Raw genomic sequence first — 15,142 nt, forward strand, 5'->3', positions numbered from 1 at the left:
ACAACCGCGCTTATGCGCAAAACAACCGCTCGGCTCTAATCCCAGCTGGGGGAAAGCTGGGGGTCACGTCACCAGCCCACCGGATCTGGGAAAGGCGGAAACCTCCAGACCCAAGTGGTTCAACGTTGGGTAGCAGTCCAACAGTGCCCAAGGCTCTACCCGTAACTGGTAGAAACTTCGGACTCACACCACTAGTGAACAAAGTTATCGTGCCCTTGTAAATCCTTGAATATACTTCGAGGCGAAGCGATTTCAAAGACAACCCAAAGTAATAAGAAGCAGATTTTCACATTCCCGGCCAATCAAATCGTCTATCAAGTAAACATGTCACGGATTGCCTTACGCGATAGCTTTGCATTTTCTGTTTTTGGTAATGAATCCAGTATTTCAACTCGCTTCGGCATTTCGAACGGTGATAGCTTGGATTTGAGGAAATCCAGAAGTTCCCCTTGCGAGATATCAGTGCCGGCCTTTAGCGTGATGACGCTTAGCACTGTTTCGCCTCTATAGTTGTCCGGTATTCCGATGGCTACGGTCTCATGGACGGAGGGGTGCTCTAATACAGCGTCTTCGATGATTCGGGGATAGACGTTATAGCCACTGCAAATAATTACATCCTTTAATCGATCAACAAGATAGAGGACACCATCTTTGGTAAGAGAACCAATGTCACCGCTTCGAAAAAACCCGTCAGGAGTCATGTCGTCTGAGGTAAATGGACGTCGCCAATAACTCTGAATTACGTTTGCTCCCCTGAAGCAGATCTCCCCGTCTTCACCAGGCAAGACCTCAATAGCAGGATCGTCCAAAGAGCGGATTTCAACACACGTGCCACGCATCGGGATTCCGGTAGCGGCCTCGTGGCCAGGAAGTTTTTTGCTTGGCATCCCAACACCGCTGCCGGAGGTCTCGGTCATTGCATAGCCTTGCTGTGGCCACAGTCCAGTGGCCTCATGAAAGCGTCTAGCCAGTTCATGAGAAAGAGGTGCCCCGCCCACCAACACGTGTAGGATATTGCTCCAATCCACTTCTTTGACATCTTTTTCTTCTGCCAAGACCGCTGACAGCATGGTTGGGATTAGAATCAGAACGGACACTCGCCTTTTTCGAACCAAGTCAATCAACTCTTTCGCGGAAAAACGCTCAGTGAGTAATGCTTTACCTCCCACAATTGTGGGCTGTACGATATAGTTTAACAGTCCGGTTATGTGCGAAAACGGAGCGGCAGCATACCAAATAGCGCTATCATCCTGGATGCGGTGCAACCAGTACAGGATCTGATGCGCTCCAGCCCATATATTTCTATGGCTGAGCATCGCACCCTTCGGCGTGCCTGTCGTTCCTCCAGTATACTGGATCATGGCTACCGAATCCAGCGGTGGCGGCATTAGTTCCTCGTCTGAGGTTTCAAGGCAGAGTTCTGCGAACGCAACTTCGCTACCTCTGGTTGCCGCGGGCTCAAATTCAATCAGGTCTTTAGCATCGGCGCGACAGATAATGAGTCGGGCACCGACCTCCTCCGCCACTTGCCTTGCCTTGGAAAGCTGCATTTCTTCATCACTCACAATGATCCATTGGAGTTGCGAGTCTTCGGCTATCATTTTGAGTTGGCGCAGAGAGTATAGAGGGTTCATTCCAACACCTGCCGCCCCGATTCTCCAAAGCGCGAAGCATGCTAAAGAATAATGGGGCGTGTTTGAAAGACAAATGCCGACACGATCTCCTTGCATGATCTTCGAACTCTTGAGCCCGCTCGCAATAGCGCGCACAAGTGCCCATGATTCTGCATAAGAGAAGGATCGATCTTTAAACGATACATATTCCAATCCCTCAAATTCTTTAGCCGCATGCTCGAGTAATTGCGCTAGGGGACGCGCATCCGGCAGGGTACTTTGAAACTCCTTTAAGTGCATAAAGGTCGCCGGGTCCTGTTGACCGCTTTCGTGCATAAGTGTTCCTTGTCTAAAGCTGGGAGGGCAAAGCATTGTGATGGCCTGAGGCGTTCTGGCCGCGCACCCCTACTTCAAAAATTAACTTCGTTAATACGTAAGAGATTTTCGATCGAAGTGAGCGAGCTAAGATATACAAAATTCGCAAAATGTTCACTGCCAAATGAAAACTTTAGCGAAGCCCCTATTAATATTAGCCGATAGAGCGCGATATATAAAAGTTAGCCTCTTGATAAGAACGCCTTTACCGTTTGATTTGCTCAACTCCAGTCGTTGAAGGTCTAAGCCAGATCCCGTTCCTTCGCCATTGTAAGTGCCGTATCTTCGATCATGTCCTCCTGTCCTCCTATCATTTTCTTGCGAGCTAGTTCCATCAAGATATCACGGGCCGATAAGCCGTATTTACTCTCGGCCTCCTTGGCCTGGTACAGAAAAGTCGAATAGACCCCTGCGAAACCAAGCGTTATTGAGTCCCGATCTGCACGGGGCGGTTCCGGCATGATCGGCAGAACCCGATCCTCCGCTACATCCATCAGTTTAAACAGGTCCACCCCGGTCTCGATGCCCAATCGCTCTCCGACGGCAGCCATCAATTCGAGCGGTGTATTGCCAGCGCCAGCACCCAGTCCGGCAGCAGAGCCATCGATGCGATCCGCGCCGGCCGCCACTGCTGCCAGGGAATTGGCGACTCCCATCCCGAGATTGTGATGAGCGTGAAACCCGATCTCGGTTTCGTCCTGTAATGCTTTCCGAAGGCCAATAATACGATCGGTGACTTCGTCAGGAAGCATGTAACCTGCCGAATCAACACAGTAGATTGTTGTTGCTCCATACCCTTCCATCAACAACGCCTGCTCCACGAGATGCTCGGGCGGCGTCATATGCGCCATCATGAGAAAGCCGACTGTATCAAGCCCAAGTTCCCGTCCCAGGCCAATGTGCTGTTCGGTGACGTCTGCTTCGGTGCAATGCGAGGCGACATGAACACATCCTGCCCCGCAATCGGCAGCCATCCGCAACTCATCCAGAGTGCCAATGCCCGGAACATGGAGTACCGAGATAGTCGCCCTTTTTACTACCTTGGCCACTGCCGAGATGTATTCGCTATCCGAATGGAGTCCGCGACCGTAATTCAGGGATGATCCTCCCAACCCGTCACCGTGTGTGACCTGGATCAACGGTACCCCCGCGTCATCAAGCCCGGAAGCGATATCGACCATCTGATCCAGCGTGATCTGATGCCGCATGGAATGCATGCCGTCGCGCAAACACATATCATGAAGCTTGAGCTTTCGACCCCAGACTTCTTCTTCGAGTGTCATTATGCATTCTCCTTGAAAGGTGTGAGTTCAAGCCGGCCATTAAGGATCTCGTGTGCAAACATTTCAGCCGTGCGCGCTGCGGCCGCAGTCATAATATCCAGATTCCCCGCATATTTGGGCAGAAAATCGCCAAGGCCCTGTACTTCGAGAAAGATCGAGACTTTGCGGCCCTCGAAAATTGGCCCGTTCTTCAATTGGTAGCCGGGGACATATTGTTGCACAGCAGAAATCATCTCGTGCACGGATGCGGTGATCGCTTCCTGATCCGGTTGGTCAACTGTTTCACAATAGACTGTGTCCCGCATCATCAGCGGAGGCTCGGCAGGATTGACGACCACGATAGCCTTGCCTTCGGCTGCACCACCCACTTTAGAGACCGCCGCAGAAGTGGTGCGCGTAAACTCGTCGATATTCTTACGGGTACCCGCTCCGATCGACTTCGACGCGACCGTTGCGATTATCTCGGCATAATCAACGCTTTGAACTTTGCTGATGGCGGCGACCATCGGAATCGTGGCCTGGCCCGCGCATGTGACCATGTTGACGTTCATTGCCTTACGGCCTGCCAGATCCTTGAGATTGACCGGGGGAACGCAAAGCGGGCCCAAGGCGGCGGGCGTCAGGTCGATCATAAGAATGCCCAGCTCGTTCAGCTTTCGGCTGTTTTCGGCGTGGACATAGGCCGAAGTCGCATCAAACGCGATGCTCACTCCATCCTCGATTGCGTGAGGCACCAGCCCATCAACCCCTTCGGCAGTGGTCTTGAGGCCCAGTTCCTTCGCGCGGGCAAGACCTTCGGAGCCGGCCTCTATACCCACCATCCAAACGGGTTCGAGAACTTCGGAACGAAGCAGTTTGTAAAGCAGATCGGTGCCGATATTCCCCGGCCCGATTATTGCGCATTTAATTTTGTCCATCTGTGCATCCTTACTTTGTCACTAGAGTGCGCCGAGGTTTGTCACCTCGTTGCTATCCTTGCCGAAGCACGCGATTGGCTAAGAAAAAGTCATGCGACAGGACCCAAGCCCGTCGCTGAGGTTAAGCTGCAGCGTGTCACCGCTGGATATGTCGATCATCGGCCCAAGTGCTCCGGAAAGGATTATTTCACCCGCCCTGAACGGCATTCCAAGCTCTCCAAGCGTATTGGCGAGCCAAGCGACAGAGTTAAGAGGGGAACCCTGAACAGCGGCGCCGATCCCGCTCGCAACCTCGACTCCATTACACTCGATTGTCATGGTCACTTTGGCCAGATCGATCTGACGCGGATCGACCCGCGCGGTCCCAATCGCGAATATTCCGCACGAGGCGTTATCCGCGACTGTATCCTGAATTTTGATATCCCAGTCGTGAATGCGGCTATCGACGATCTCAAAGCAGGCAGTGACATATTCGGTCGCCTCCAGTACATCGGCGGCGGTCACGCCTGGCCCGTTGAGATCATGTTTCAGAATGAACGCAATTTCGCCTTCGGCCTTGGGTTGGATGAGTGATTTGTGATCTACCGTGGCGCAATCGGGAACCAGCATTCGATCGGTCAATTGTCCGAAATCAGGCTCGAACACTCCAATCATTTCCTGCACCACTTTGGAGGTAACGCCGATCTTTTTTCCGATGATCTTTTCGCCAGCTTCCAGACGGCGCGCGATCATTCGTTCCTGGACGCGATAGGCGTCGCCAATATCTATCTCCGGATGGCGATCCCGCAGATTGGAAACCGTTAGGCCCCTGATTAGAGCGCCGTAGAGTTCATCGCCCAGTGAAGATATTATTGAACTTTCGAGTGGCATTGCCTTAAATTCTCCCAAACGTGCGCATCGAAACGCCCTTGTATCTTTTGCCGATGTCGTCTGCGGGCCCACCATCGAGCAATTCACTGGCCATCAAATGCGAAGCGTCTTTGAAGGCGAAACGGTTCGAAAGCGGGACCTTCCATTTTGTAATTTCGTCTGTGCGCCATTGTCAGGTGCTCCGCCAAGCTTGATGGAGGCTTTTGTTGCCCAAAAGTCTCACCCTGTGATAGCAAGGAGCGCATGAACAACGAATCCAGCACATCAGTAGTCGAGCGAATACTCGACCTCATCGGTAGCGTTTCTTCCTCACCCATGACTGTGAAGGAAATCTCCAAACATACTGGGATTCCCGTCTCTACAGCTCACCGCCTTCTTAAGCCGTTGGTCGAGCGCAAATTTTTAGTCCGGCATCGTCGAGGGCTATACGCGCTTGGCATCGCCAGCGTGGAAATAGCGGCACGTGCGGATATCGACTCGATTATTACCACTGCGACCCGGCCCATTATCGCAGACCTCGCCAAGACTTGCAGGCGCACGGCGCATCTGGGCGTCTTTCGAGACAACCTTGTACGCTATTTGGTCAAGGTCGAATCTGGGTGCCGACGGTCTCCTTCTCGGGAGGAGATCGAGCTCGAGGCTTATTGCACGGCGATTGGCAAGGCCCTGCTTGCCCAGCTGGAACGCGATACGCTTGAAGACTATCTTGCCTTGGGCGATTTCGTTCCTCTTACGGAAAACACAATATTCGATGTCGATGACTTGAGAGAGGAAATCAACGGCGTACGCCGACAGGGATGGGCGATGGATCGAGGGGAGATGTACCCAGAGCTGCGCTGCCTCGCGGTGCCAATACTGTGCAGGCCTGGCCTGTTGGCGGCTGTGTCAGTCACCGAGGTCTGCAAAGACGTTGATCCCGAGAAAGCGGAACAGGATTTGCTTACGCTCTTTCCGCGTATCGTTGAAGCGGCAAAGGCAGTTTCCGATGTTTTGCGAATGCCAGGGGACGAGGTTCGCGAGAAGCGAAGTAAGAAGACCTGACGCGCTCGGCCTAACCCATTCGCGAGATCAATCCGCCATCGCTGACCAGGATCGTTCCATTTAGGTTTACTCCATCTCTAGGTGACGCGAGAAGCACATAGCATCCGGCATGGTCTTCCGCCTCTGCCGCCCTTGCCAGTGGCGATGCCTTCGCCACCATTTCGACTGTGCGCTGTTCGGAATCGAGACGACGCGATGCGCTCTCCAGTGTGCCCAATCCCGAAAGGCCCGTGACAGTCCCGCCAGGAGCAACGCCGTTAACGCGGATTTGCGGCGCCCATTCATAAGCAAGTTGATAAACTATGCCCCGCAGTGCGAACTTGCTGGCAGTGTACAATGTGCCACCGCCGCCAGCTCTGAAACTAGCATTGGAGCAGGTCACTATCAGAGAGCCCATGGATTTCCGCAACGCATCTGCGGAAGCTCGCGCCAAGAGCAAAGTCGACAGCACATTAATTCGGAACAATTCCTCGAACGCTGCCCCCAAGTCTTCCATTGTCATGCGATCTATACGTTTGTACCAGTCGTAAACGCCGGCGTTCGCTATCGCGGTGTCCAATTTTCCGAACTTTTCCTTCGCAAGTTCGACGCCCGCTTCGCAGATTGCAGCCTCTGTGCAATCTCCAGCTAAGACAGAGCACCGATCTCCCAAGTGATCCGACAGATCCGCGAGAGCGTCGGCATTGCGATCCAACGCAACTACATTCGCTCCTTCCTCGACGAAACGCATCGCCACTGCCTTGCCGATACCTGAAGCCGCGCCAGTGATTAACGCTGTTTGGTCCAAAAGTTTTCCCATCAATTCTCACCCTCTGGGTTTTTGTCTATCTGACATCAACCATCCATACTCCAGCGTATTGACATCTTCCAAGGTCCCTCGCAACAGATAAGGAAGAAGAATTTGGCGAAATGCTGCTTTGGAGAGAGGTATGCCCGGTAATACGGAGCTTCCCGATATCGGGTTGTCGATAGACGTCGATGGTATCCAGACAAATTATCACGAATGTGGAGAAGGGGACCCCGTTATCCTCCTTCACGGTTCGGGTCCTGGCGTGACCGCCTGGCAAAACTGGCGAGGAATCCTGCCAAAACTTGGGGAAACGCACAGAGTTCTGGCCCTCGACATCGTGGGCTTCGGCTTTAGCCAACTGCCTGAAGGAGAGAAGCCGGGCATCAAGCTGTGGACGCGGCATCTGGCGGGCTTTATAGAAGCCCTTGGCCTCGACCGCGTAACGCTGGTCGGCAACAGCTTCGGTGGTGCTCTCGCGCTGGGAATGATGGCTTTTCATTCCGACAAAGTGCGCTCGCTTATTCTTATGGGCACACCGGCTGGTGAGTTTGAGCAGACGCGGGGACTGGCGGACAGCCGATCCTTCGAGCCCAGCATGGACGCCATGCGCGCTATGATGAAGGCATTCCCATACGATCCGTCAATAGTTACCGACGAGGCGGTGGCCGCGCGCCTGCGTGTGGCGGAGATCGCCAGCGGGAAAGAAACAATCCACAAGCTGCAGCCTGACGCTGGTCAAGCACCGGAAGGTCCACGGATCGTCAAGGGTATTCCGCTGGAGCAGTTGGAAGCTATCGATGCGCCAACGCTGATTCTGCACGGCCGCGAAGACAAGATGATTCCATTGCATGTTGCAGTGCGAATGCATGAACACCTGAAGCGCTCCGAGATGCATGTTTATGGTCAATGCGGCCACTGGGTCCAGCTAGAGCGTGAGGATCAGTTTCTGGACCAAATACGCGCATTTCTCCGTTGCAATTGAGGTCCTCGCTAGCCGTAATTCTTAACCGATAAGTCTTTAAGACAGTTTCCAGCTAAATGGTATTTATGCAGATGTCGAAAACCAGATCCGAGATACTTCGTCGCCTCAGTGAAGGCGATCCAGCTTTCCTGCGCGAAGAATATAGTGATGTAGTGACCATGTTCTGGGACGCGGTAGAAGCTTGTCCTGAAAAGCTGGCATTGATTGAGGGAGATCGAAGGCTCACATACGCCCAGTTCGGTTCTGCGGTTACAGGTCTCGCCACGCGCATTGGCGAGATTGTTCCGCCATCAGGCCGTGTCGCTATTTCCATCCCGAATTCGATCGAAGCAAACGTCGCCATTTTCGCTGCATTGAGCGCTGGTGTCGAAATTTCGATGGCCAATGCCGAATATACGCCGCGCGAACTGGGGGTGCTGTTCGGGATTGCGGAGCCTGACCTGATTCTGGCGGGTGGAAAGAATGCAGCAGTCGTCGGTGACGCCGCCGATAAGATAGGAATACCTCTGGTTGTCGTGGGCGAGGGCGGTATTGGACTTGAGCAATTGCTGGAAGCGCCGACAGAGCGGCCAGAACTGGAAATTACAGGCGAGAGCCCCTGTATAATCATGTTTACGGGTGGGTCGACCGGCGCGCCGAAGGCGGTCAGGCGCAACCAAAGGTCGGAAATGAACTGCATCAAGGCGATGCATACAGCTTGGCCCACTCGCCTACACGAAGAGGTCTGGCTCAATGTTGCCCCCGTCAGCCATGTCTGGGGCTTGCACATGGGTTGCTTCAATCCGGTGTATGGGCGCGCTCCCCTCGTAATCGTTCCGCGCTTCCAGCCAGACGTCACGGCAGGTCTGATGGAAAAGCACAGGGTCAGCGTCTTCAGCGGTGGTCCGGCGGCGATCTATCAAGGGCTCCTCTCGGCTCCCAATCACGACCTTTCCGCGCTGTGGCTGTGTCCGGGTGGCGGTTCGGTATTCTCGCGGCAGACGCTTCTGCGTTGGGAGGCTAAGACTGGCCTCCCGATCCTTGAGGCATTTGGCATGACAGAAGGTGGTCCCTTAACGGCGCAGCCACTTGACGGAACGCACAAGTATGGCACAGCCGGACGTCCGCTGCCCGGTATCGAGGTGGAGATAGCTGCGCTCGACGAAAGTGGAAGACGGTTGGACGCAAATGAAGCCGGTGAAATTATGGTCCGGGGAGAACGGGTCGTTGATCGTTACATGGGTCTTCCGCCCTGCGGAGATCACGGCTGGCTTCCCACAGGAGACATCGGATATTTAACATCAGATGGATTTCTGACAGTCGTCGACCGCAAGAAAGACATGCTCATCGTCGCAGGATTCAATGTCTACCCAAGCGAGATCGAGGAGGTAATTTCTAAGGTTCCAGGGGTCACGGACGTAGCTGTGATTTCAGTGCCCGACGATCGCAAAGGCGAAGTTCCCTTAGCTTTCGTAGCGACAGAACAGGGCTCCGAGGTAACGGAGAATATGCTGCTCAATCACTGCGCTCGGAACCTGACCGATTACAAAATTCCCCGCACCATCATACTATTAGACGCAATCCCAAAAACGCCCGCGCAAAAGCCGGACAGGAAAAGGCTCAAGATTATCGCGGAAAATCGTTGAAAGAGATCACTGCCGCTTAGCTGAAGAACTATGAATTGCTTTTGAGGGTTTGAAATCGGATTTGGAGACGACGTTGCCGTAACTGGCGCACGGGATACGGCGGGTCAGTGCACCCCTCCCCGAATCCTTTGTGAAATCATTTCTCATGATCAGAAGCGGATTGCTTTGAAGAGAGTTGCCGATAGAGGCTGGATTAACAATGCGATCTATTACCGGATTTTCCAAAGGAAGCCGGTAGGATATGTCTAACAGGGTTTTTGCTGACCTCGCCGGTTGGAAGCGTAGATTCAATTAGCCGATGATCTGGGCCACGCATTTTCTGTGCCACGCATCTCTGGGCTTACCGAACAGTAGACAGCTTACTGAATGGGAGGCTCCTCCCAGAGGTGCCGGGTGCACCAAAGGCGGCATGGATTCCGAGCTTCGTGCGTTCTTGGAGGGCTAAGGTGGTCACTGGCAATGCTGGCGGGCGGAGGGGCGGATAAAGCGACTTCATAGGGGCGGCTGATGCTCGACGCGCTTCCCGAGGCTCGCACTGCTCGGCGATAGCCCAATAGACCGACTGGTTCCCGCGACCGCCGGACCTTCCCCGACTCCTTCTCAAAAGCTAATTGCGAAATGCTAGAATGCATACTTCATCGATTGCGCGATAGCGCAAACATGTTCGGCAAACTTTAGAACTGAAGACGGGTCCTCACTGTTGTTGTGGGCGCCCCTTGCATCAGCCTATTTGCAACGTGGTGCGGACGTTGTAGCTCGAAGTGTGGACGACGCCTGCGGCACAAGAGCTTGTTAAGTAAAGATGAGTATCGGTCGGGTGCATTCAGGTGTTCAGCCAGTTCGCGCAGTACGCTTTGACCGCTAGTTTTGATGAAGTCCGTAGGCTAGCTCCCTAAGCACATCATCGCGCTCTAAGCGCTGGGCCCCGGAGTTTTGCTGGCCCCTCGGTCTGACCAGTTCGCCATCACTACCTAGCTACCCCTACGCCATCCTGCCGCCGGGCAATATCCGGCGGTGTGGACGAGAGTCCGGCGGCGGCACCCCTGCTGCTTTGTAAGCTGATCGCGACACTCGCGATCTTCGCAGGTTTGCGTTCGATCAGCTAGCTATCCACGGCTGCCGATCTGCACCCTTGCGCGTTATCCGCATCACTGCCGTCGCGCGCCGACCACGAGCAGCCGACTTAAGTCGCCGTCGCGCTGCTTGGTCATCCCGGCCGTTCCTCGCCGCCGTGGCTGCGCGCCCGAAGATAAGCGCATACCATGCCGTGACCTGACGCCCTAATCTGAATAGAGACGCATCTGGCTCCGCCGCTGATATGGCCGACGCTGTGTTCGGACCGTATTCCGGAATCGTGACGAGCCGCCGGGCCGTCTCATCGGGGCGGTGCCACTCAAGTATTTGCGCTTCTAGCCGGTCGACCTCGTTGGCTAGCGTCCTAAGTTGGGCAGCTAGGCTGCTTAGCGCCCGACTAAGAAATGAACGACCAGCTTTCCCTGCCGCTTATGTTAAGAACACTCTGCGCATGATCCACTCTGACGGTGACAATCTCCTGCTCATCTGCCGATTGCTAGACGTAGACCTACGACGACTGATTCATGGCGCAAATATGATGATGCAGGGGCCAACTACGCTATCCCGTTAACCCACATCCGTTACGACCGATGCGTAAGCACGTTCTTTTCCGCTAACGGCATTACCGCTGCTCTGAGCCCGAAGTTTCTACCAGTACCGGTAGAGTTGGCCCGTTTTGATGCCCATCGTTGAGCGTGATGGCGAAACGTAATGGGGAAACATGCCCCCAGTACGGTTTGCCGTTTGATCCTCCCCGATCACAACCGGATCTTTCCCGAGGCTCGAGCGGGGCCGGAAGTGGTTGTAGTCGTGCCGCCAGGCTTCCAGTACCTGGCGGCCGAGGGCGAGGCTTGTGAAAATCGTCTCGTCCAGGCACTCGCCCTGCAGGCGCGCGCTCGATGTAATGCCACTCGACATTGCGCTCCTTGGACCAGCGTAGGATCGCCATACCGTCAGCTCAATGCCTTTATCGCTGGCGATCGTATGGGGCCGTGCCATCCGCTCGAAGACTGCTGGATTAGCTCCCGCCCGACCCGAGCGCCGGAGATAGACAGATTGGCGCTCAGACGCGCGCACACTTGGCTGCTATCACCAACGACAGCAAAGATCCCGAACCTTCGCCCACAGGCAAAGGCATCGGACACAAAGTCCAGGCTCCAGCGCTGATTGGGTCCCTGCGGGAATGTCATTGGTGCTCGTGTGCCCAGGGCCCGCCTGCGAACGCCACGGCGGCGCACTTGTAGCCGTTCCTCGCGATAAAGCCGCCGGAGCTTCTTGTGGTTCATCGCCCACTTCCTGGCACAGCAGGCAGCGCAACCGCCGGTAGCCGAACCAACGACGCTGGCTGGCCAGTTCACTGATGCGCTCATGGGCCTTCGCATCGTCAGGACGATGACTGACGTAGCGCACCATGGTCCGACCTACGCCCAGGATCACGCAGGCCCGGCACCGGCTCACCTCGAAAACCTTCTGGAGATGAGCCACCGGCTGCCGCTTGGCTCCGTGCGCTAAAACTTTTTTTTACGCTGCCCCTCTTGAGGACGGCGTTGTCGAGCATCGAGTCCGCCAGCAGCTTCTTCAGCCGCTCGTTCTCTTACTCAAGCTGACGTAAATGCCGGGGGTATCCGAAACTTCCAGTCCGCCATACTTTAACTTCTTGTAGAAGGTCGCCGAACTAACCCCGGGACGGCGGCACGCCTCCGGTGTTGGCATCCCCGCTTCCTGCTCCTTCAACACAGCGATGATCTTCTCTTTGCTGAACCTGATTCGCTTCATTCGTCCGTCTCTTTATCAGGGCCGGACTCCAATTATCATTGGAAGAAATCTAGTGGCTGAGACCACCGCAACCGTCACATTCCGGCTAGATGAATAGATAGAATTCCCACCAACTCCAATGGAATATTCTCACCCTCTGATAGATAGCTGCACATATGCATCTCAAACATTCTTCCACGTATTGACATCGCTACTGAGCGTGGCGACACCAACATGGAATAGTTTCGGCGGGGTGAGAGAAGAGGCAAATGCAAGATTATTCAAAAAGCAGAAAGCGCACCTTGCCTTATTATGGAATTTAATTCGGCAGTTGAGCTTAGGCAAAACACTTATCTCTTTTCTAGAGAATAGGTATTACTTCATTCAAAAACGGTCTAAATTTCTTTTGGGTTGTGGTGCTTGGTGAGCCAAGACAAGAACAATAATATCAGGGAGAGGTAATTATGGAAATAGTAGTCACGAAATCAGCAATGCTATCGTTGTTGCTTTGTCCACTAATCCTAAATGTGGAGCGCGCAGAGGCGCAAGAGCAGGACGTCGAGGCAGGCGATCCGATAGCTTCAAATTCAGAAGTTGGGGCTCAGGCTATCGTTGTCACCGCCACCCGTCGTGAAGAGGATTTGCAGGACGTTCCTGTCGCAGTTTCGGCCGTATCAGACGAGGCGCTTACTATCGCGGGTGTGGAACAGGTGCGAAATCTCAACCTAGTTGCTCCCGGCTTCAATGGGGGGCGCAATCAGCTTGTGATGCAACCTAGTATACGTGGGGTAGGGTCGAGTGGAACGTCCGTAGGTGACGAGTCTAACGTCGCAGTTTATGTTGATGGGGTTTATCAAGGCGATCCCTATTCGACGCAAGTTGACCTTGTCGAAGTATCTCGCGTTGAGGTGCTGCGGGGGCCGCAGGGAACTGTGTTCGGTCGCAACGCCACTGGCGGTTTGGTCAACGTTGTCACCCCCGACCCTCAGTTCACTCCGCGCGCTCGTTTCCGAGCTAGCTGGGGGCGTATGCGTGAAGATTCGAACAAATTTGATATCCAGGCGTATGCTACCGGTGGCTTGACAGACACCATAGCGGCGGATCTCGCTGTGCTTTATCGTAATCAAGGCGGATACGTAACGTACTTGCCTGATGGCGGGACAGTTGGTGAGACGGAGATCGCTTCAATCCGCTCGAAATTGCTTTTCGAGCCAAGTAGCGATGTTCAGTTCATTCTAACTGTCGGTTTTGTTGACACTCAGGACGAAAATGCTGCTACCGCTCGACCTCTGGGAGATAATACGCTGGCCGCAAACATCGAGGGGGTGCTTCTTCCTGAAAGCCCATGGGAAGCTTCTAACGTAACCTTCGGCATACCAGGCCGTTCTGATTTTAACCGACTAGATATCGCTCTTAAAGGGCTTATTGATCTAGACGGGGTCCTTTTGGAATCAACCAGTTCTTATATGCGCACCCGCGTGCACCAGATAGGCGATTCTGATGCGACTAACATACTCCTTGGCGAAACGAATATGCGGGTCAGGCCGGATACGTTCACTCAAGAACTTCGTCTGATTTCGGATAATTCTAGTTCCCTCAATTGGACTACCGGGGTTTATTATTACCAACTTGAAGGTGAGCAACCTCTAATTCTAATCAATCGGAGGGACGTAACGCAGCCTATTACTCCTCTGACGCTTGAGCCGGAGGTCGACAATTCGTCAATCGCGGGCTTCGTTGAGGGTACTTACGATCTGACGCCCAGCTTGTCGATTACCCTGGGTGGCCGATACACACTAGAAACTCGGAAATTTTCACAGCGTATAAATGGCGTACAGCTCTTCACGGATGCAGAGGAGGATTTCGATAAGTTCACCTATCGTGCTGCTATCCAATATGAAGTTTCACCATTCCTGAACATTTATGCCACCTATGGGAACGGGTTTAAGAGTGGAACTTTCAACACGTTCAGCCCCTCTAATGTGGCTGTGCAACCGGAAACCATCGATGCCGTCGAATTTGGCATAAAGGCTGATCCGTTGCCATGGCTGCGGGCGAACCTTGCGACATACTTCTACAATTATGACAATCTCCAGGTTACCGCGCGGGCAGCAGACAATTCGTTTGTTTTGCAGAATGCTGCCAGTGCAGAAATCTATGGGGGCGAATTGGAGCTGTTCGTAGATCCTGTGACCGGTCTGAACCTGCGTGCGGCACTTGCTTATGCTCATTCCGAGTATGTAGACTTCCCCAATGCGCAGGTTTTTCTACCCCAACCAGGCGGCGGCAACTTGGTTTCGACCGCTGATGCATCTGGCAATCAGCTTGTCCGCGCCCCAGAGTTCACTTTGACATTGAATGGGCGCTACACCTTCGATGCTTGGGAAGGCGAAGCATTCGTGGGAGGCAACCTGTTCCATTCGAGTTCGGTATACTATGACTATCTGAACATCTTTGAGCAGGAACCATACCAACTTTTGACAGCTGAGATTGGATGGACTAATCCCGATGACGACTTTACTTTCCGTATCTATGGAAAAAACCTTACGAATGAAGCGGTTGTTCAGCAAATTTCGCCCGGTCCCCTCGCTGCCTATGCTACCTACGAACGTCCTCGTGAGATAGGAGCTAGTTTAGAAGTTAGATTCTAATTCTCTGGTGGTTGGAGGCAGGGTGTTATCTTTATTTTGGCAAAGTCAAGACCCAAGATCAGAAGATCTTGGGTCTTGACCTGCTCAACTTGAGTTGACGTGACCCCCAGCTTTCCCCCAGCTGGGATTAGAGCCGAGCGGTTGTTTTGCGCATAAGCGCGGTTGT

Annotated in this window: 13 protein-coding genes; 6 read left to right on the forward strand and 7 right to left on the reverse strand. The window is 53.8% G+C overall.

Features of this window, described 5'->3' with window-relative positions; all coding sequences use genetic code 11:
• Positions 1 to 314: 314 nt before the first annotated feature.
• The 4 genes from ABFX23_RS12765 to ABFX23_RS12780 form a co-directional block, all read right to left on the reverse strand.
• Positions 315 to 1,949 carry an AMP-binding protein gene (locus ABFX23_RS12765; protein WP_158586895.1) on the reverse strand — a complete coding sequence of 545 codons (1,635 nt, stop codon included), beginning with the start codon at positions 1,947 to 1,949 and terminating at the stop codon, positions 315 to 317.
• Positions 1,950 to 2,230: 281 nt separating this feature from the next.
• Positions 2,231 to 3,271: a 4-hydroxy-2-oxovalerate aldolase gene (gene dmpG / locus ABFX23_RS12770; protein WP_119588287.1), complete on the reverse strand. Its 1,041-nt coding sequence runs from the start codon at positions 3,269 to 3,271 to the stop codon at positions 2,231 to 2,233.
• A complete protein-coding gene (locus ABFX23_RS12775; RefSeq protein WP_119588288.1) occupies positions 3,271 to 4,188 on the reverse strand; it encodes an acetaldehyde dehydrogenase (acetylating) in 918 nt (305 codons plus the stop codon). Before ABFX23_RS12775 ends, dmpG begins: the two co-directional genes overlap by 1 nt.
• A 78-nt stretch (positions 4,189 to 4,266) precedes the next feature.
• Positions 4,267 to 5,058 carry a fumarylacetoacetate hydrolase family protein gene (locus ABFX23_RS12780; protein ID WP_119588289.1) on the reverse strand — a complete coding sequence of 264 codons (792 nt, stop codon included), beginning with the start codon at positions 5,056 to 5,058 and terminating at the stop codon, positions 4,267 to 4,269.
• A gap of 243 nt (positions 5,059 to 5,301) precedes the next feature.
• On the opposite strand from ABFX23_RS12780, the gene ABFX23_RS12785 reads away from it, so the two are divergent.
• Positions 5,302 to 6,099 (forward strand): IclR family transcriptional regulator, encoded by a 798-nt coding sequence (locus tag ABFX23_RS12785; RefSeq protein ID WP_119588290.1) that lies wholly within the window; start codon positions 5,302 to 5,304, stop codon positions 6,097 to 6,099.
• 10 nt (positions 6,100 to 6,109) lie between these two features.
• On the opposite strand, the gene ABFX23_RS12790 is transcribed toward ABFX23_RS12785, so the two are convergent.
• Complete coding sequence (locus tag ABFX23_RS12790; protein WP_119588291.1) at positions 6,110 to 6,898, reverse strand: SDR family NAD(P)-dependent oxidoreductase; 789 nt, start codon at positions 6,896 to 6,898, stop codon at positions 6,110 to 6,112.
• 130 nt (positions 6,899 to 7,028) lie between these two features.
• Here ABFX23_RS12790 and ABFX23_RS12795 point away from each other — a divergent pair, with 130 nt between their 5' ends.
• Both ABFX23_RS12795 and ABFX23_RS12800 read left to right on the forward strand, forming a co-directional pair.
• Complete coding sequence (locus ABFX23_RS12795; protein WP_119588292.1) at positions 7,029 to 7,871, forward strand: alpha/beta fold hydrolase; 843 nt, start codon at positions 7,029 to 7,031, stop codon at positions 7,869 to 7,871.
• Positions 7,872 to 7,936: 65 nt separating this feature from the next.
• Positions 7,937 to 9,496 carry a class I adenylate-forming enzyme family protein gene (locus ABFX23_RS12800; RefSeq protein WP_346033409.1) on the forward strand — a complete coding sequence of 520 codons (1,560 nt, stop codon included), beginning with the start codon at positions 7,937 to 7,939 and terminating at the stop codon, positions 9,494 to 9,496.
• Between the two features lie 1,722 nt (positions 9,497 to 11,218).
• Here the strand turns inward: ABFX23_RS12800 and ABFX23_RS17805 are convergent.
• Entirely contained in the window at positions 11,219 to 11,488 is a 270-nt protein-coding gene (locus tag ABFX23_RS17805) for an integrase core domain-containing protein (RefSeq protein ID WP_487046918.1), read from the reverse strand.
• Positions 11,489 to 11,845: 357 nt separating this feature from the next.
• On the opposite strand from ABFX23_RS17805, the gene ABFX23_RS17810 reads away from it, so the two are divergent.
• Positions 11,846 to 12,082, forward strand: a complete 237-nt coding sequence (locus ABFX23_RS17810) for a hypothetical protein (protein WP_428831670.1) — start codon at positions 11,846 to 11,848, stop codon at positions 12,080 to 12,082.
• A gap of 66 nt (positions 12,083 to 12,148) precedes the next feature.
• Here the strand turns inward: ABFX23_RS17810 and ABFX23_RS17815 are convergent, their stop codons facing one another.
• Positions 12,149 to 12,346 carry a transposase gene (locus tag ABFX23_RS17815; protein WP_407641613.1) on the reverse strand — a complete coding sequence of 66 codons (198 nt, stop codon included), beginning with the start codon at positions 12,344 to 12,346 and terminating at the stop codon, positions 12,149 to 12,151.
• Positions 12,347 to 12,545: 199 nt separating this feature from the next.
• On the opposite strand from ABFX23_RS17815, the gene ABFX23_RS12810 reads away from it, so the two are divergent.
• Positions 12,546 to 12,752: a hypothetical protein gene (locus ABFX23_RS12810; RefSeq protein ID WP_346033410.1), complete on the forward strand. Its 207-nt coding sequence runs from the start codon at positions 12,546 to 12,548 to the stop codon at positions 12,750 to 12,752.
• A gap of 37 nt (positions 12,753 to 12,789) precedes the next feature.
• Positions 12,790 to 14,976, forward strand: a complete 2,187-nt coding sequence (locus ABFX23_RS12815; protein WP_119588294.1) for a TonB-dependent receptor — start codon at positions 12,790 to 12,792, stop codon at positions 14,974 to 14,976.
• Positions 14,977 to 15,142: the final 166 nt, after the last annotated feature.

Source organism: Erythrobacter westpacificensis (genome assembly GCF_039542285.1).
In the GTDB taxonomy this organism is placed as follows: domain Bacteria; phylum Pseudomonadota; class Alphaproteobacteria; order Sphingomonadales; family Sphingomonadaceae; genus Alteraurantiacibacter; species Alteraurantiacibacter westpacificensis.